This is a genomic window from Bradyrhizobium lablabi, from assembly GCF_018131005.1.
GTDB classification, from domain to species: Bacteria; Pseudomonadota; Alphaproteobacteria; order Rhizobiales; family Xanthobacteraceae; genus Bradyrhizobium; species Bradyrhizobium lablabi_D.
Window position 1 is genome coordinate 48,846 of the sequence record NZ_JAFCJK010000019.1, and the last position, 16,845, is coordinate 65,690.

At 63.7% G+C, this 16,845-nt stretch carries 14 protein-coding genes; 8 read left to right on the forward strand and 6 right to left on the reverse strand.

The window, feature by feature from the left end:
* Nucleotides 1-55: 55 nt before the first annotated feature.
* Nucleotides 56-262, reverse strand: a complete 207-nt coding sequence (locus JQ553_RS32810) for a YdcH family protein (RefSeq protein ID WP_212504217.1) — start codon at nucleotides 260-262, stop codon at nucleotides 56-58.
* 245 nt (nucleotides 263-507) lie between these two features.
* Between JQ553_RS32810 and JQ553_RS32815 the strand changes: the two genes are divergently transcribed.
* Nucleotides 508-693 carry a YdcH family protein gene (locus tag JQ553_RS32815; protein ID WP_212504218.1) on the forward strand — a complete coding sequence of 62 codons (186 nt, stop codon included), beginning with the start codon at nucleotides 508-510 and terminating at the stop codon, nucleotides 691-693.
* An 87-nt stretch (nucleotides 694-780) separates the two neighbouring features.
* On the opposite strand, the gene JQ553_RS32820 is transcribed toward JQ553_RS32815, so the two are convergent.
* Nucleotides 781-1,884 carry an NAD(P)/FAD-dependent oxidoreductase gene (locus JQ553_RS32820; RefSeq protein ID WP_212504219.1) on the reverse strand — a complete coding sequence of 368 codons (1,104 nt, stop codon included), beginning with the start codon at nucleotides 1,882-1,884 and terminating at the stop codon, nucleotides 781-783.
* A 256-nt stretch (nucleotides 1,885-2,140) separates the two neighbouring features.
* Between JQ553_RS32820 and JQ553_RS32825 the strand changes: the two genes are divergently transcribed.
* The 5 genes from JQ553_RS32825 (at nucleotide 2,141) to JQ553_RS32845 (ending at nucleotide 9,351) form a co-directional block, all read left to right on the forward strand.
* Nucleotides 2,141-4,828: an EAL domain-containing protein gene (locus JQ553_RS32825; protein ID WP_212504220.1), complete on the forward strand. Its 2,688-nt coding sequence runs from the start codon at nucleotides 2,141-2,143 to the stop codon at nucleotides 4,826-4,828.
* Nucleotides 4,829-4,839: 11 nt separating this feature from the next.
* Nucleotides 4,840-6,306, forward strand: a complete 1,467-nt coding sequence (locus tag JQ553_RS32830) for a glycerol-3-phosphate dehydrogenase (RefSeq protein ID WP_212504221.1) — start codon at nucleotides 4,840-4,842, stop codon at nucleotides 6,304-6,306.
* A gap of 218 nt (nucleotides 6,307-6,524) precedes the next feature.
* Entirely contained in the window at nucleotides 6,525-7,625 is a 1,101-nt protein-coding gene (locus JQ553_RS32835; protein WP_212504236.1) for an ABC transporter ATP-binding protein, read from the forward strand.
* The gene (locus JQ553_RS32840; RefSeq protein ID WP_212504222.1) at nucleotides 7,622-8,536 is read left to right on the forward strand and encodes an ABC transporter permease; all 915 of its coding nucleotides are present in this window, start codon (nucleotides 7,622-7,624) and stop codon (nucleotides 8,534-8,536) included. Before JQ553_RS32835 ends, JQ553_RS32840 begins: the two co-directional genes overlap by 4 nt.
* Nucleotides 8,536-9,351, forward strand: a complete 816-nt coding sequence (locus JQ553_RS32845; protein WP_212504223.1) for an ABC transporter permease — start codon at nucleotides 8,536-8,538, stop codon at nucleotides 9,349-9,351. The genes JQ553_RS32840 and JQ553_RS32845 overlap by 1 nt, the downstream gene beginning before the upstream one ends.
* A gap of 6 nt (nucleotides 9,352-9,357) precedes the next feature.
* On the opposite strand, the gene JQ553_RS32850 is transcribed toward JQ553_RS32845, so the two are convergent.
* The 4 genes from JQ553_RS32850 to JQ553_RS32865 form a co-directional block, all read right to left on the reverse strand.
* Entirely contained in the window at nucleotides 9,358-10,209 is an 852-nt protein-coding gene (locus JQ553_RS32850; RefSeq protein ID WP_212504224.1) for a carbohydrate ABC transporter permease, read from the reverse strand.
* Nucleotides 10,206-11,078 (reverse strand): carbohydrate ABC transporter permease, encoded by an 873-nt coding sequence (locus tag JQ553_RS32855; RefSeq protein WP_212504225.1) that lies wholly within the window; start codon nucleotides 11,076-11,078, stop codon nucleotides 10,206-10,208. The genes JQ553_RS32850 and JQ553_RS32855 overlap by 4 nt, the downstream gene beginning before the upstream one ends.
* Nucleotides 11,079-11,169: 91 nt before the next feature.
* Nucleotides 11,170-12,555 (reverse strand): ABC transporter substrate-binding protein, encoded by a 1,386-nt coding sequence (locus tag JQ553_RS32860; RefSeq protein WP_212504226.1) that lies wholly within the window; start codon nucleotides 12,553-12,555, stop codon nucleotides 11,170-11,172.
* A gap of 152 nt (nucleotides 12,556-12,707) precedes the next feature.
* Nucleotides 12,708-14,651: an AsmA family protein gene (locus tag JQ553_RS32865; protein WP_409363109.1), complete on the reverse strand. Its 1,944-nt coding sequence runs from the start codon at nucleotides 14,649-14,651 to the stop codon at nucleotides 12,708-12,710.
* A 242-nt stretch (nucleotides 14,652-14,893) separates the two neighbouring features.
* Here JQ553_RS32865 and JQ553_RS32870 point away from each other — a divergent pair, with 242 nt between their 5' ends.
* Nucleotides 14,894-15,601 (forward strand): CoA transferase subunit A, encoded by a 708-nt coding sequence (locus tag JQ553_RS32870; protein WP_212504228.1) that lies wholly within the window; start codon nucleotides 14,894-14,896, stop codon nucleotides 15,599-15,601.
* A 78-nt stretch (nucleotides 15,602-15,679) separates the two neighbouring features.
* Nucleotides 15,680-16,330, forward strand: a complete 651-nt coding sequence (locus JQ553_RS32875) for a 3-oxoacid CoA-transferase subunit B (protein ID WP_212504229.1) — start codon at nucleotides 15,680-15,682, stop codon at nucleotides 16,328-16,330.
* Nucleotides 16,331-16,845 lie beyond the last annotated feature (515 nt).

Sequence of the window (16,845 nt, forward strand, 5' to 3'; positions counted from 1 at the left end):
CCCTTCGCGCAGGCGGCGCCATCGTCACCGGGCCCTGGTCAATCCACATGCCCCGTCAGGCAATGATGTCCGGCGTGATCTGGTCTTCGATGAAGGCGATGCGATCGCGCAACTGCAGTTTGCGCTTCTTCAAGCGCTGCACCATCAGCAAATCGGGCGCCGGCGACTGATGCAACGCGTCGATCGCTGCATCGAGATCGCGGTGCTCTTGCTGCAGCCGCGCGAGTTCGGCGTGGAGTTCGCGCTCATCCTGGTCGTTCATGGTGTATTTAAACTAATATGCACGATGAGGTTGTGGCGGACGATGCGGCCGTCAAGTGATGAAATATCGTCCTTGGAAGCGCGCTGCGCAAGCCGGACCGGTTCCATACTCACGGTTCATGGCAAATAACCCGGAAGTAACCTGACCGCGGCAAATCTGTGTTTTCCATCGACAGATTCGTGCACTTGTGTACACTCAACAGTTCGGATCGCATCTGAGGTTTAACCCACCGAGGAGAGTTCGTAATGGCAATACAGGCCCATCTCGTCGAACTGGAACGCAAGCACAAAATTCTTGAGAACGAACTGCACGAAGCCCTCGTACATCCTTCCGTAGACGACCTGCACATCGTCGAGTTGAAGCGCCGCAAATTGATGGTCAAGGACCAGATCGAACGGTTGAGACACACCGCGGACGGCACGCTTCACTAGTCAGCCCTCCATCCCACATCGCAGCTAATCTTTCGCAATCGGATGGGCGCTTGAGCGCTCATCCGTGAGCGGTCGTTGCTGCGGCATTCAAAGCCCGGCGAGTTCGCCGACATGGTCGGCAATCGCGAGTGACGACGTCAGTCCGGGCGACTCGATCCCAAACAGGTTGACCAGGCCGGCGACGCCATGATCGCGCGGCCCCTGGATCAGGAAATCCTGGGTCGCGACCGCCGGCGGCACGATCTTCGGCCGGATTCCCGAATAACTCGGCATCAGCGCACCGTCCGGCAGCGTCGGCCAGTATTTCCGAATCGCCGGATAGAACCGTTGCGCGCGCGCGGGATCGACGGCGTAATCGACATGATCGACCCACTCGACATCGGGGCCGAACCGCGCCTGCCCGGCCATATCCAAGGTGAGATGCACGCCGAGCCCGCCCGGCTCGGGCACCGGGTAGATCAGCCGCGAGAAAGGCGAACGCGCGCTGCAACTGAAATAATTACCCTTGGCGAGATAGGCCGCCGGGATCATGTCGATCGGCATGCCCTCGATGCTGCGCGCGACCGCAGGCGCCCCGAGTCCGGCGGCGTTGATCAGGAGGTCACAGGTGAGCGTCATCGGCGCCTCGCCGCCGGCCTCGATCTCGATCCGGCCAGCACTTGCCTTCGCGCGCGAGAGCGGGGTGTGGAACGCGAAGGCGGCGCCGGCGTCCTCGGCGTCGCCTCGCAAAGCCAGCATGTAGGCGTGGCTATCGATAATTCCGGTGGACGGCGACAGCAGGGCCGCGTCGCAGCTCAGCGCGGGCTCCAGCGCGCGGGCCGCCGCGCCGGACAATTGCTGCATGTCGTCGACGCCGTTGGCCTCGGCATGCGCCCGGATCGACTGCAGCTTCTCAGCTTCCTTTGCCGTGGTGGCGACGATCAGCTTGCCGCAATTCCTGTGCGGGATGCCGTGCTCGTCGCAGTAGCGGTACAGCGCGCGCTTGCCGCTGACGCACATCCTCGCCATCAAGCTGCCGGCACGGTAGTAGATGCCGGCATGGATCACTTCGCTATTGCGCGAGGAGGTCACGGTGCCGATCCCTTCAGCCTCCTCGATCACGACCACCTCGCGCCCGGCCTGCGCCAGCCGCCGCGCCACCGCGAGGCCGATCACCCCCGCACCAACGATCACGCAATCAACCCTGTCCATTTCGTCCTTCAGATCCGGCGTTTTGGGCCACAGCGGTCAGCCGTCGCGCGCGACTATATAGTTCCGGGTCAGGAATGGTATCGAGCAAGTGCTTGGACCGCCTCGGAATAGTTCCTGAGCATCCCGTTAGTGAACCATTAATCATGTCAGGGCAATTGCCGTAAATTAACCCGCATTTCCAGGTTGCAACCGTACTCGTTTACCCGATCCAAACCGCGGAGATCGGAGACTTCGCCCGGAAATCCGCGGGTGATTGATGGCTGGCAGGGATTGGCAGGCAGGCGGGAAGGGTTTGATTCCGGCAAGGGCCGCTCTTTGCCTGGTTGCCGTCGTCGCGCCATGTGGCGTTGCGCGGGCGGCGTCGGGTGCATTCGCGCCGTCGAGCTATCTCGGCGACCTCGATCCCGGCGTGGTTTGGGAGCTGCTGATAGGCAGCGTCGTGATTACCTCCTTCCTCTGCGCAGTGGGGCTTTGGGTGCTTTCGGCTTCACGTAAGGTGAGGCGGTCGCAGGTGCGGCGCAATGTCTTCATCTCATCCGCGCTCAACCACCTGAACCAGGGCGTGGTGATGACAGATCCGCAGCGCCGGATCGTGTTGTGCAACGACCGCTATCTCGAAATCTACGGCCTGTCGCGCGCCGATATCAGACGCAACATGACCGGCCGAGAGCTTCTGGAGCTGCGCCGCAGCCGTGGCGTGCTCGATGTCGGCGTCGATGAGTTCTACAGCAGGGCGGCATCTCCCGACGGCCTCGTCACGGAGTTGACGAACGGCAAATCAGTGCTGGCGCGGTACTTCGAGCTGCCGAACGGCGGCTCGGTCGCCACTCATCTCGATTGCACCGACCAGCGCAGGCTGTCGCGCAAGCTTGCCTCGACCACGCAATTCCTGGAATCGGTGCTCGACAATGTCCCGGTCTGCGTGGCGGCCAAGAATATCGAGGATGGCCGCTACATCTTCGCCAACCGCGCGTTCGAACGCTTCTCGCGCTTTTCGCGCGATTACATCGTGGGCAAGCGCGCCGAGGAGATCTTCCGTCCCGAAACCGCTGCCAGCATCGCGGCTGCGGATCAGGCGGCATTGAATGCGCCGGAGGACTATCATCGCAGTGAATTTTTCGTCGAACGCGGTTCGGAGAAGCGCATTCTGGCATCCAACCGCGTCACCGCGCGCAACGATGCCGGCGAGCCGGAATTCCTGATCGCGCTGTTCGAGGACGTCACCGAGCGTCGTTCGCTGTCGCGCGAGATCGAAAACAACAAGAAGTTCCTGGAGCTCGTGGTCGACAACATCCCGGTGTCGCTGATCGTCGAGCGCGTCAACGATGGGCGGTATCTGCTCGCCAACCGAAGCGCCGAGACGATCCTCAATCGCCGCCGTGAGGATGCGACGGGCCTGACCGCAGCCGATATCTTCAATCCGCGTGAGGCCAAGCTGATCATCGCCCGCGACGAAGCCGCGATCAAGAAGCGCGGCATGATCGCCGAGGAGCACCCGATCTCCACGAAGGACGGGCTGCGGCTGTTCCTGACCCGTCGCATGACCGTGCTCGACGAGAACGGCGAGCCGCAATATCTGATCAAGACCCATGAAGACGTCACCGACCGGCGCCAGACCGAGTCGCGGATGGCGCACATGGCTTATCACGACGGCCTGACCGATCTGCCGAACCGCGCCGCCTTCCTGCAGGCGCTCGCCCAGATGATCGAGGCCTGCGCCGGCACCGACGAAGAGTTCGCAGTGCTGTGCATCGACCTCGACGGGCTCAAGGAAATCAACGACGTGTTCGGCCATGCGATGGGCGACAAGGTGCTTGTCGAGGTTGCGCAACGCCTGCAGGTGGTCGCGCGCGGCGGCGTGGTCGCGCGCCTGTCCGGCGACGAGTTTGGCCTGATCATCGACGGCAAGCAGCCTTCCGCCGGCATCGCGCTTGCTGAACAGGTGGCCGAAGCTCTGGGGCAGGACTTCCCGATCGACGGTAAGTCGGTCCGCACCGGCGCCACCACCGGCATCTCCGTGTTCCCGCACAACGGGTCCGACGCGGCCTCGCTGCTTGCCAATGCCGGCGCGGCGCTGTTCCGCGCCAAGGCGAAATCGCGCGGCACGATCTCGCTCTACGAGCCGGAGATGGACGAGCAGATCCGAGACCGCCGCGTGCTGCACCAGGAGCTCTCGGTTGCGATCAGGAATGGCGAATTGTCGCTCTACTACCAGCCGCAGGCCGCGGCGGGCGCGACGGTCACGAACAGCCAGGCGGTTGGCTTCGAGGCGCTGGCACGCTGGCACCATCCGGTACGCGGCTTCGTTCCGCCCGGCGACTTCATTCCGCTGGCGGAAGAAAGCGGCCTGATCGTCGAGATGGGCGAATGGATCCTGCGTGAAGCGTGCCGGGAGGCGGCGTCCTGGGCGGTGCCGCTGCAGGTTGCCGTCAACCTGTCGCCGGCGCAGTTCACCCATGGCGACCTCGTCGGGCTTGTTCACTCGATCCTGCTCGACACCGGCCTTGCACCGGATCGGCTCGAACTCGAAATCACCGAAGGCGTGCTGATCGAGGACTTCGACCGCGGCCTCGCGCTGCTGCGGCGGCTCAAGGCGCTCGGCGTGCGCATCTCGATGGACGATTTCGGCAGCGGCTACTCCTCACTGAGCTACCTGCAGGCGTTTCCGTTCGACAAGATCAAGATCGACCGCACCTTCGTCATCAACCTCGGCCGCAACCCGCAATCGGCGGCGATCGTGCGTGCCGTCATCGATCTCGGTCATGGCCTGGAAATGTCCATCGTCGCCGAAGGCGTCGAGACGGAGGAGCAGCTTGGATTCCTGTCGGAAGAGGGCTGCGACGCAGTGCAGGGTTATCTGATCGGCAGGCCCGCGCCGATCGGCCAGTACGCGGCCCTCGTCAGCGGCAGCAATATCATGGAGCCAGTGCGCAAGACCGGGTAAAGGTCTTGTGAATGGCGGACTACGATCTCGCGATCATCGGCGGCGGAATGAACGGCACGAGCGTCGCGCGCGACGCCGCCGGCCGCGGCTTGCGCGTAATCCTACTGGAGCAGGGTGATCTCGGCTCCGGCGCTTCCTCGGCCTCGCCAAGGCTGATTCATGGTGATCTCGCAGGGTTGGAACGACGGCACGTCTTCCGCGTCCGGGCAGCCCTGAAAGAGCGCGACATCTGGTTGCGCATTGCACCGCATCTGGTGCGGCCCATGCGTTTCGCAATCCCGGCGCATGCCGAAGAGCGCCCGCCCTGGCAGTTGCGCTCATGGCTGCTGCTCTACGACCGGTTGGCGTCGCGGAGCCGCCTGCCGCGCTCCACGACCGTCGACGTCACGCACCATCCAATCGGCAACGCGCTGAAACGGTCGTTCGGCACCGCATTCGAATATTCCGACTGCGTCGTCGACGATTCCCGGCTCGTCGTGCTCAATGCCGTCGATGCGGCGTCGCGTGGCGCCGACGTCTGCACCGGCGCGCGCGTGACCCGGGCCGATCGCGGCGAAACCTGGCGGCTAGCGATGATCGATCGCGGCTATCGGCGGGTGACCACGGCGCGATCGCTGCTCAATGCGACCGGCGCGTGGACGGCATCCGTCGCGGACACCGTCTTGCGCGTAGCGGCGCCGCCTCTTGGTACTGTGCAGATCAACCAGATCGTGGTGCGCAGGCTGTTCGACTGCGACAACGTCTATGTGCTTCAGAACAGCGACCGGCGGCTGATCTTCGCGAGTCCCTATGAGCGCGACTTCACGCTGATCGGCACCATCGATCATGCCTTCAAGGGCGACCCGGCGGTCGTCGCAACGGGCATTCGCGATGCGGCCTATCTGTGCGACGCTGCCAATCGCTATTTTCGCGAGCCGATCGCCGCGATCGATGTGGTACGCGGGGTCTCCGGCGCAAATTCCATTCTTGAACCCCGCCACGACGGCGACGCCACGATGAGCCTCGATTTCAGGCGCGGCATGGCGCCGCTGATCACGCTCTGCGGCGGCGACGTCACCACCTCGCGCCGTCGCGCGGAGCAAGTCGTCTCGGAACTCACGCGTTTCTATTCGATGACGCCGCGCTGGACCGCGACGATGCCGTTGCCGGGCGGCGATTTCGCGTGGCATCGCTTCGAGACCGAGGTCGACATCGCACGCGACCGCTGGCGCTTCCTGAGCGAGGAACAGGCGCGGCGGCTCGTGGCGGCCTATGGGCTGAACGTCAAGGACATCCTTGGCGATGCGAAGCAGAAGGCGGATCTCGGGCCCGCGTTCGGTCCTGAACTGACCGGCGCCGAGGTGCGCTATCTCATGCGACGGGAGTGGGCGCGCTTTCCGGACGATATCCTATGGCGGCGTTCAAAGCTTGGTTTGACGATGCCGCAGGCGGACCGCGAGGCGCTCGCGACATTCATGGCGGCTGCGGACGTCAGCTAGCACAGCCGTCGATGCTGCGCGGCCTCTTCCGATCATGCTGGTCGCGCCGCGCGCGAGGGAACAATATTGCGGTGAGATGCCGCGTGAAGCTGTTGAGCCGATGACGATCCGCCGCTAGCTTGCCGCCCCAAACGGGGGAATCGGGTCTGAAAGACGTGACGAATAGCGAAACGAGCGTGGAGGCAGCAAAGCCGTTGCCGGATTCTACTGCGCCCGACATGCCCTTGCTGCGCATCGAAGGCGTGGCCAAGGCGTTCGGTAATTTCCGCGCGGTCGACCGGCTCTCGCTCGATATCCGCGCCGGCGAATTTTTCGCGCTGCTCGGTCCGAGCGGCTGCGGCAAGACCACGCTGTTGCGCATGCTCGCCGGCTTCGAGACGCCTGACGAGGGGCGCATCCTGCTCGGCGGCAAGGATATTGCTCAGGCTTTGCCGCACGAGCGACCCGTCAACATGATGTTCCAGAACTACGCGCTGTTTCCGCACTTGTCGGTGCGCGACAACATCGCTTTTGGCTTGAGGCGTGCCGGCATGGCGCGTGGCGATATCGCGACTCGCGTCGACGAGATGGTGGCGCTCGTCAAGCTCGATGGCATGGAGAAGCGCAAGCCCGACCAGCTCTCCGGCGGGCAGCGGCAGCGTGTGGCGCTGGCGCGCTCGTTGGCGCGCCGCCCGCAGGTGCTGTTGCTCGACGAGCCGCTCGCCGCGCTCGACAAGAAGCTGCGCGAGGGTACGCAAGCCGAGTTGATGGAACTGCAGCGCCGCCTCGGCACGACCTTCATCATCGTCACCCACGACCAGGAGGAGGCGATGACGATGGCAAGCCGGATCGGCGTGATGGACGCCGGCCGGCTCCGGCAGGTCGCGACCCCGCGCAATCTCTATGAGGCGCCGTCCTCGCGCTGGATCGCCGAGTTTGTCGGCGACATCAATCTGTTCAGCGGCGAGATCACCTCGCGCGAGAATAACCGCCTGAAGGTTGCGACCCGCGGTGCCGGTACGCTCGTGGTCAGCGAGTTGTGGCCGCCGGTAAGCAACGACGTCGTCAATGTCGCGATCCGCCCGGAGAAGGTGAAGCTGTCGCGACGGGCACCTGCCTCGGAGGAGGGCGGTTCGCAGGCGATCAATCGCCTCGACGGCGTCGTCACCGACGTCAACTATCTCGGCGGAGTCACGACCTACAAGGTGAAGCTTGAATCGGGAGCGATGGTGCGCTCCTCGGTGGCGAACACCGCGCGGCTCGATATCGACGCCTATCTGGCCGGCCAGCGCGTGGTGGCATGGTTCACGTCGGATGATTGCCTGGTGCTGGAGCAATGAGCGCGCGCCGCATCTTCGCCGGTCCGGCGCGGCTTGCCGCGATCGCGCCCTATCTGTGGATGGTGCTGTTCTTCCTGGTGCCGTTCGGCTTCGTGTTCAAGATCAGCCTGTCGCAGACCGCGATCGCGCAGCCGCCTTACACCCCGGTCTTCGATTTCACCGAAGGGCGCGAGGCCCTCGCCGCCGCATTCGGGCAATTGTCATTCGACAATTTCAGGCTTCTGATCTCGGACAATCTCTACATCCTGTCCTATCTGCGCAGCGTCATGGTCGCCGTGACCTCCACGGTGATCTTGCTCGTGATCGGCTATCCCGTCGCCTATGGCATGGCACGGCTGCCGCGGCGCTGGCAGGCCGTGGCGATGGTTCTGGTGATCGTGCCGTTCTGGACGTCGTTTTTGATCCGCATCTATGCCTGGATCAACATCCTGCAGCATGACGGGCTGCTCAACCGGATCCTGCTGGCGCTGCATCTCGTCTCGTCGCCGATCGTGTGGCTGTCGACCGACACGGCGATGTATATCGGCATCGTCTACTCCTACCTGCCGTTCATGATCCTGCCGCTTTACGCAACGCTCGCGAAAATGGATGCCTCGCTGCTGGAGGCAGCGGGCGATCTCGGCGCATCGCCCCGGCAGGCGTTCTGGCTGGTGACCGTCCCGCTGTCGCTGCCGGGCATCGGCGCCGGCGCGCTGCTGTGTTTCATTCCGATCGTCGGTGAGTTCGTGATCCCCGACCTGCTCGCCGGTTCCAATTCACTGATGGTCGGGCAGACGCTGTGGCTCGAGTTCTTCACCAACAAGGACTGGCCCGTGGCCTCGGCCGCCGCGGTCACGCTGCTGGCACTTCTGGTGCCGCCGCTCGTGCTCTACGACCGCCTGCAGCGGCGCCAGCTCGAAGGTAACAGCTGATGGCGCGCGCCGTGACCAGCATGACGCGGTTCAACATCACGGCGCTGGCGCTTGGGCTCGCGTTCCTTTATCTGCCGATCGTCATCCTCGTGATCTATTCCTTCAACGCCTCGCGGCTGGTCACGGTGTGGGGCGGCTGGTCGCTGCGCTGGTACGTCGAATTCTTCAACGACCGCGCCATGATGGAAGCCGCCTGGATGAGCCTCTTGGTCGCCGGGCTGTCGGCGACGCTCGCGACAGTGCTCGGCACGCTGGCGGCGATCGGGCTTGCGCGCGGCGAACGCTTCCGCGGCCGCACCCTGTTCTCCGGCATGCTCTATTCGCCGCTGGTGATGCCGGAGGTCATCTCCGGATTGTCGCTGCTCCTGCTGTTCGTCGCCCTCAATGCGGAGCGCGGGTTCTGGACGGTGACGGTCGCACACACGACGCTCACGATGTGTTTCGTCACGGTCGTGGTGCAGTCGCGCCTGACCTCGCTCGACCGCAGCCTGGAGGAGGCGGCGATGGATCTCGGCTGCGATCCGGTGCGCGCGTTCCTCCTGGTGACGCTGCCGCTGATCCTGCCCGCGATCATCGCCGGCTGGATGCTCGCCTTCACGCTGTCGCTCGACGACGTCGTGATCGCAAGCTTCACCACCGGGCCGGGCTCGGCGACGCTGCCGATCCGGATCTACTCGGAGGTCCGCCTCGGCGTGAAGCCCGAGATCAACGCAATCTGCACGCTGATGATCGCGCTGATCACCGTCCTCATCGTGGCGGCCTCGCTGGCCTCGAGGATATCGAGCGCACAGGGTGAGAGCGGCGCACCGCTGTAGATGCCCTCACGATTTGACCGCGCCTGCGGTCAGGCCACCGACCATGTAGCGCCTGAAGGCGTAATAGACCGCGGCCGGCGGCAGCGCGTAGATGAAGCCGGTGGTCATCAACAGCTCCCACGGCGAGTCGTCGGCGGCGAGGAAGTTGCCGAGCGCGACGGGCAGCGTGATGTCGGTATCCTTGGAGAGCAGCAGGAACGCGTAGAGATACTCATTCCATGCAAGCAGGATCGCATAGGTTCCGATCGCGACCAGCGAGGGCATCATCAAGGGCACGTAGACCAGGCGGAACAATTGCAGCGTGGTGGCGCCGTCCATGGTCGCGGCCTCGTCGAGCTCGACCGGAAGCTTGTCCGAGGCCTGCTTCAAGACCCAGATCGCATAGGGCGAGGCGATCGTGACCATCGCCAGAATCAGCGACCAGTGATTGTTGAGCAGCCCGTAATTGCCCATGGTGCGGTACATCGGCACGGCGAGGAACGCGGCAGGGATGAAATAGGTGAACAGCGCCATGTTCATCACCGCGCGGCCGCCGGGCACGCGGAGCCGCGAGATCGAGAAGGCGGCCGCGGTCGCGACGAACAGCGTCAGCGCGCCGGCGGAAAGCGCGATCACTGTCGAATTCCAGAACTGGATCCAGAAATCGCGCAGGAAGTAGTGCTGCTGATGGAACACGATCGAGAAATTATGCAGCGTCGGATGCTCCGGCCACAGCTTGCCCGAGAACGCGTCCTCCTTCGGCGAAATCGCGAACAGGAACATGTGATAGATCGGCACCATGGTCCAGATGAACACCGGAATGCCGATCAACAGCAGCTTGGCTTCGGTGCCGACGTCGCGGAGGGTGGGCAGCTTCATCGGGACAGCCGTTTCATCATGAAATAGACCAGCGGCAGCACCAGCGGCATCGCGCAGACGATCGAGGCCATCGCGAGCGAGAGCTGGTCGAGCCGAAGATAGCGGATGCCGAGCGTCGACAGCACATGGGTGAGGTCGGCGGGCCCGCCGCCGGTGAGCAGGTAGACGCTGTTGAAATCACCGAGCGTCCAGATCATCGAGAGCAGCGTGCAGGTGACGTAGAGCGTCTGCATCGACGGCCAGGTGATGTAGCGGAATTTCTGCCACCAGTTGGCGCCATCTACGTCCGACGCCTCGTACAGATCGTGAGAAATGGCGAGCCGCCCGGTGAGCAGGATCAGGGTCCAGAACGGCAGCGACTTCCAGATGTGCACGCCGATCGCCATGGCGAGCGCGACCGCCGGATCGTTCAGCCAGTTCGGACCGTCGTCGCCGGTGAACTTGAAGATCAACTGGTTGACCATGCCCCATTCGGGATTGAGCATGAAACGAACCGAAAGAATGGTTGGGATCGACGGCACCGCCCAGGGCAGAATGAAGATGACCGACAACCATCTGATCCAGGGACGCTGCTGGGCGAAGAAGCCCGACAGGAACAGCGCGATCAGCATTTTGATGTTGATGCCGACGACGAGGAAGATCAGCGTATTGACCGCGGCGCGCGCGAAGATCGGGTCGTGATAGAGCGCAACATAGCTCGCCGGATGCCGCGCCAGCCACAGCCCGTAGCAGACCGGATAGAGGACGAAGGCGAGGAACACGAGCAGGTAGGGCGTGAGCAGCACGATGCCCCAGACCTGCGGCGGCGACAGCCGCGCCGATAGGGGCGGAGCGGGGATTGTGTCGGAGCCGGAGAGCGTGATCGCCATACGTTTGCTCTTGGAACGAGATGCCGGCCGCGACTGCGCCCGGCTTGATCTTGACCCTCTCCCCGTGAAGACGGGGAGAGGAGGGAAGACATCAGCCCGCGACCTGCTTGATGCGAACGATCAGTTCGTCGACGGCCTTGTCCACCGGCACCTTCTCGCTCACCACGCGGTTCATCGCCTTGGCCCACACGTTTTCGTTGTTCAGGATGGTGAACTTCCAGTTCTTGGTAAAGTCGAACGGCGCCGTGCCGCCGGTGAACTGATTGTAGACCGCCTTGCGGTGCCGGTCAGCCTGCCAGAACGGGCTCTTCTGGCTTTCCGTGGTCACCGGGAACCAGCGGCCGAGAGCACCTTCGACATAGGGCCGGACGTTCTCTTCCTGTAGCAGGAACGCGATAAACTGCTTGCCCTCGGCCTTGTTCTTGGCGTTGGCGAAGATCAGCCCGGTCTTGACGTCGGAGCGGTACTTGATGGTCGATCCGTCCGGCGCCTTCGGGAAGGACGCCGTGATGATGTCGTCCTCATAGGCCTTCTTGCCGGCTGCGCGCTGCTCAGGTGTCAGCGCCGGGTTGTTCGAGTCCTCGAACCACTTCGCCGCGATCGAGATCGTGAAATTGTGGGTCATCACGATCGTCTTGTTGTGGAAGGCGACGTTGTTGTCCGGATCCTTCCAGGTCGTGGAGGAGGGCGGCGTGCAGCCCTTGATGTAGGTATCGGTGTAGTCCTTCAACGCGTGGATCAGCCCGTCGCGCACCTTGGGATCGTCGACCAGGAGCTTGCCGTCGTCATCCACCAGCTTGACGTGATAGGCGTCCATGAAGGTGTAGAACGACTGGAACGAGTCGGTCGATTCCACGCCCATCGGCTGGCCGACACCGTAGATGCGCTGGCCGGTCGCCTTGCGGACCGCCGGCTGCACCTTGTCGCACCAGAACGACCAATAATCCTCCCACTTGGTCGGGATGTCGGCGGCCTTGAAGCCGGCCTTCTCCAGCATGTCGCCCCAGATCTGGACGTGCATGCTCTGCTGCTTCAGCGGGAAGCCGTAATAAGCCTTCTTCTTGGCGACGTCGTTGTAGAGCATCGCCGTCTCCAGCGTGTTCGGCGCAAAGGCCGATTTCATCGGCAGCAGGATGTCGGAGAGGTCCTCGAGCTTGCCTTCATAAGCCCACTTGCCCTGCGCCTGAACGTCGTAGCTGTCGGAATAGGCGACGTCGGGTACGGTGCCGGAATCAAGCGCGGCCACCGTCTTCGGAATCATATCCTGGATCGCGTACTGCGACAGTTCGACCTTGATGCCGGTCTTGGCTTCGAATTTCTTGATGGTCTCGAGCAGTGCGTCGTCTTCGGACTTGTAGAATCCCTTGCCCCACCAGACGGTGATCGTCTTGCCCTGGGCAAGCGCGGGTGCAGTGGCAGAAAGCAGGCCGACCGCAGCGACCGCGACCGAAAGCGCACCAATAACCTTGGATCTCACGTTGTTCTCCCTCGAAATGCCGGTTTTTAACCGGTTGGATAAAGCATTAGCGCATGCGCGGGAGCCGATCCAGATGGCGCGTTGTCGACTTGTGTAGGGATCGCGGCGTTCCGTTCATGCGAGCCGTACTGTCGCACCTCTGCTGACAGCGATCAGTTCGACTTTGCATTCTCTGCCGCCGTCGGCGCAGTTGCGGGCGCAGGCGCCGTCGCGTCGGGCGCCGCGGGCCGGCCGCCACCGGTGAAGCGCTCGATCACCGTTCGCACGGCATCGCGGGCCTTGCGGTCCTTCACCGCATCGAGCAGCGGTGCGGACGCCGGTGAGCGGCGGATCAGGCTTTCCGGATCGGGGAAGATCAGGGGATCGTCCCACGGACCCTGCACCACGAAGGGCAGATCGAAACCGTTGCCGCCGCTCGGCGCCGAGGTCAGGCTGGCGACGCCCTTCATGTCATATTCGCGCGACGGCACCGAGGCGGTGCCGGTCAGCGTGATCCGCGCCGCGGGTCCTTCGACGCGAATGTCCTCGGCGGTCGCAACTCCGTCGGCGAACTTCACCGAGATGTTGAGATTGTCATAGGGCGTCGAACCGGAACGGAAATTGCCGCCGCCCGACAGCGGCCGCCGCTCCAGCCGCTTCAGGAGCTGCTCGACATTGAAACCCGCGATCGCGCCGTCATGGCCGACCAGCGACGCGGTGCCATCGAGCGATTGCGCGAGCCCAAACGGGCTCGAGCCGGACGCTGTCAGCGAGACGTTGAGGTTGCCGCGCCCCGACAGCTTCGTGATGCCGAACAGTTCGCTGGCGCAGGCCTGCAGGTCGACGTCGGTGAACTGGAATTGCGCCCGCACATCGGCGACCGCGTCGGAGCGCGCCACCGCGAACGAGCCCTTGGCGATGCCGCCATACATCTGCGCCTCGCCGATACTCAGCGCGAGCGCGCCGCCGCGCAAATTGGCGCCCAACGCGGTGCGGCCGAGCTTCGACGGGCCGACCGTCACGCGCGCCGCCGACAGGCGCATGTCGAGGTCGGTGGACGAGAGCGAGGACAGATCGAACAACTGCCGGTTCCAGTCGCGCTGGCCGCTGGCAAGCAGGCGGAATGTCGAGATGTAGGGCGTGAAGTCGAGGTTGTCTGCGGCAAGCGTTGCCTGCAGCATCTGCCGGCCGTTGTTGGCGAACGTCATCACGCCTTCGGCGACGTTGCCGTCGAGTTCGACGTTGACGTTGGTGAGCGCGACGGAACCGGCGACCACGTTGGTGCGCGCCTTCAGCGCGAAGCGCCCGAAGCCGCCGCCACCGCCGGGAGGCGCCTGTCCCATCCAGCGCAGCGCATTGCGCAGCGACGAACTGTCGATGGTGGTGACGCCCTCCATCATCAGGCTGGTGCGGTTGGCGACGGAACCGTCGAACGCGACCTTCAGCGGCGCGCTGGCGAGCCGCGCCTTCAGCCCGGAGCGGTCGCCCGACAGCATCGCGACGAAATCGCTGGCGCTGATCGAGCCGTCGACACGCTCGCCGCGCCAGTCGAACTGGCCCGTGGCGGCGAAGGAGCGCGAGATCGAGGGCCAGGCGAGCGAGAGGTCGATATCGTTGAGCTGTTCGGCGACACGGTTGGTCGCGTCCTCATAGTTCAGCTCGCCATCCTGGATGCGGATCTCGGAAAAGGATACCTGGTTCTCGGCGCCGGGCGTCATTGCCTTCGCAATGGTCTCGACGAACGGGGTCCAGTTGCTTTCGCCGCTGCCGTCGCGCACCACATGGATATGCGGGCGCAGCATCATGACGTCGGCGATTTCGAACCGCCGCAGCAGCAGCGGCAACAGGCGCAAATTCGCGGTCAGCACGTCGACCTGCAGGGCAGGATCAACGGTGGTCGCGCCCTTCAAGCCGACATTGTGGAATGAGACGTAGCTGCCGGGAAATACCGAGACATCGATCGGGCCGTTGACAACGAGTTCGAGCCCGGTGACCGCGCGAATCTGTGCTTCCACGGCACTCTGCAGCGCGTCTCGGTTGAGGAACCAGGACGTCCCGAGCAGGCCGACCGCGGCCAGGCCGAAAAACGCCGCAATCGGCATCCCCAGGCGCTTCATTCCTTGGGTAATCGTCAGTGCCATATCCGGCCGGTTGGTGTTGTCGGGTCGTTGTCGAACACAGCGGGCGGCTGCCTGGACGCCCGTGCCAACTCCTGCAACTTGCAGGGTTTTCTTGTCGCTTTCAAGGCCGTCCCGGCGTTGCAGGCCGCGCCCGGCGGCGTCATTGACGCACCGCGAAGATTTCGCCTAATAATCCCGCCTGTGACAGCGCTCACCCCCCTCCACCAGGTATTCGTTACATGAACAAGGTCTATCCCGACGCCAAATCGGCCCTCGATGGTCTCCTCAAGGACGGCATGATGATCATGTCGGGCGGTTTCGGCCTGTGCGGCATCGCCGAGTCCCTGTCGGACGCCATTCGCGATTCCGGAGTGAAGGGCTTGACCGTGGTTTCCAACAATGCCGGCGTCGACGGCATCGGCCTGAGCCGGCTTCTGGAAACGCGCCAGATCAAGAAGATGATCTCGTCCTATGTCGGCGAGAACAAGTTGTTCGCCCAGCAATATCTCGCGGGCGAACTCGAGCTCGAGTTCAACCCTCAGGGCACGCTGGCGGAGCGCATCCGTGCCGGTGGCGCCGGGATTCCGGCTTTCTACACCAAGACCGGCGTCGGCACGCTGGTCGCTGAAGGCAAGGAAGTGAAGGAATTCGACGGGCAGAAGTACATCATGGAGCGCGGCCTGTTTGCCGACCTTGCCATCGTCCACGCCTGGAAGGGCGACACCGCCGGCAATCTGGTCTATCGCAAGACCGCGCGCAATTTTAATCCGATGATGGCGACGGCCGCGAAGGTCACCGTGGCCGAAGTCGAGCACCTTGTGCCGGTCGGTGAGATCAATCCCGATCACATTCACACTCCCGGCATCTTCGTCAAACGCATCATCGAGGTCGGCTCCGGCACGAAGCGGATCGAGTTCCGCAACACCCGGCCGCGCCCCGCCGCCTAGCGCATGATCCGCAAAAGGCATGATCTGGTTTCCGCCTCGATCATGCACAATTAGAAGCAAACCCAGCAGGAGCTCCCCATGGCCTGGACCCGTGAACAGATGGCTGCGCGCGCCGCCAAGGAGTTGCGCGACGGCTTCTACGTCAACCTCGGCATCGGCATCCCGACCCTGGTGTCGAACTACATCCCCGAAGGCATGGACGTCAGTCTGCAGAGCGAGAACGGCATGCTCGGCATGGGGCCGTTTCCCTACGAGGACGAGGTGGACGCCGATCTCATCAACGCCGGCAAGCAGACGGTCAGCGAGCTGCCGATGACGAGTTATTTCTCGTCGGCCGATTCCTTCGGCATGGTGCGCGGCGGACATATCGATCTTTCGATCCTCGGCGCCATGCAGGTCGCCCAGAACGGCGACCTCGCCAACTGGATGATCCCCGGCAAGATGGTGAAGGGCATGGGCGGCGCCATGGATCTCGTCGCCGGCGTCAAGCGCGTCGTCGTGGTCATGGAGCATTCCGCCAAGGACGGCCCGAAGCTGCTCAAGAAATGCAACCTGCCGCTGACCGGCGAGCGTGTGGTCGATATGGTGGTCACCGACCTCGCCGTCTTCACCATCGACAAGCACGGCAAGGACGGCATGGCGCTGGTCGAGCTTGCCGACGGCGTCACGCTTGACGAGGTCAAGGCCAAGACCGAGGCAGAATTCCGCGTCGCGCTGAAGAACACTTGAGATGATCGCGGCGGGACGATCGGCGATCCGTCCCGGGCGATCCGAAGACGCGAGCTTCATCGCCTACGCGCCCTTGCGCAATTGCGCACCGATCGGCGACGAGATGAGGTTGGTTTCGAGCTCAATACGACGCGCCGTCATTGCGAGGCGCGTTAGCGGACGAGTCGCTTGGCTCGCGATGACGGGGTGGGATTTCGAATTCAATTATCAAACAGCCATGAGGATGCGAGTGCGCATTCTCGCGGCGCGAAACGCCCGAGGTTTGCATCACTTTCCACCCTCATGAGGAATGAGGGCGCAGGGAAAGCCGGGTGCCGATCGCACCCATGGGTCCCGTGCAACAAAAAGCACGGGGGTAGGACCACAGGTGTAACCGGAAACAGCCCGGCTTTCCCTGCGCGATGGTTTACGGCTTATTTCGCGCTCTCCTCGGTGAGACCGGGCTTTGTTGCCACCGTCGCCCCTGAGAAGCGTGAGCTTCTGAAGGACTTAACACCAGCCACTGGGGCGTCAGG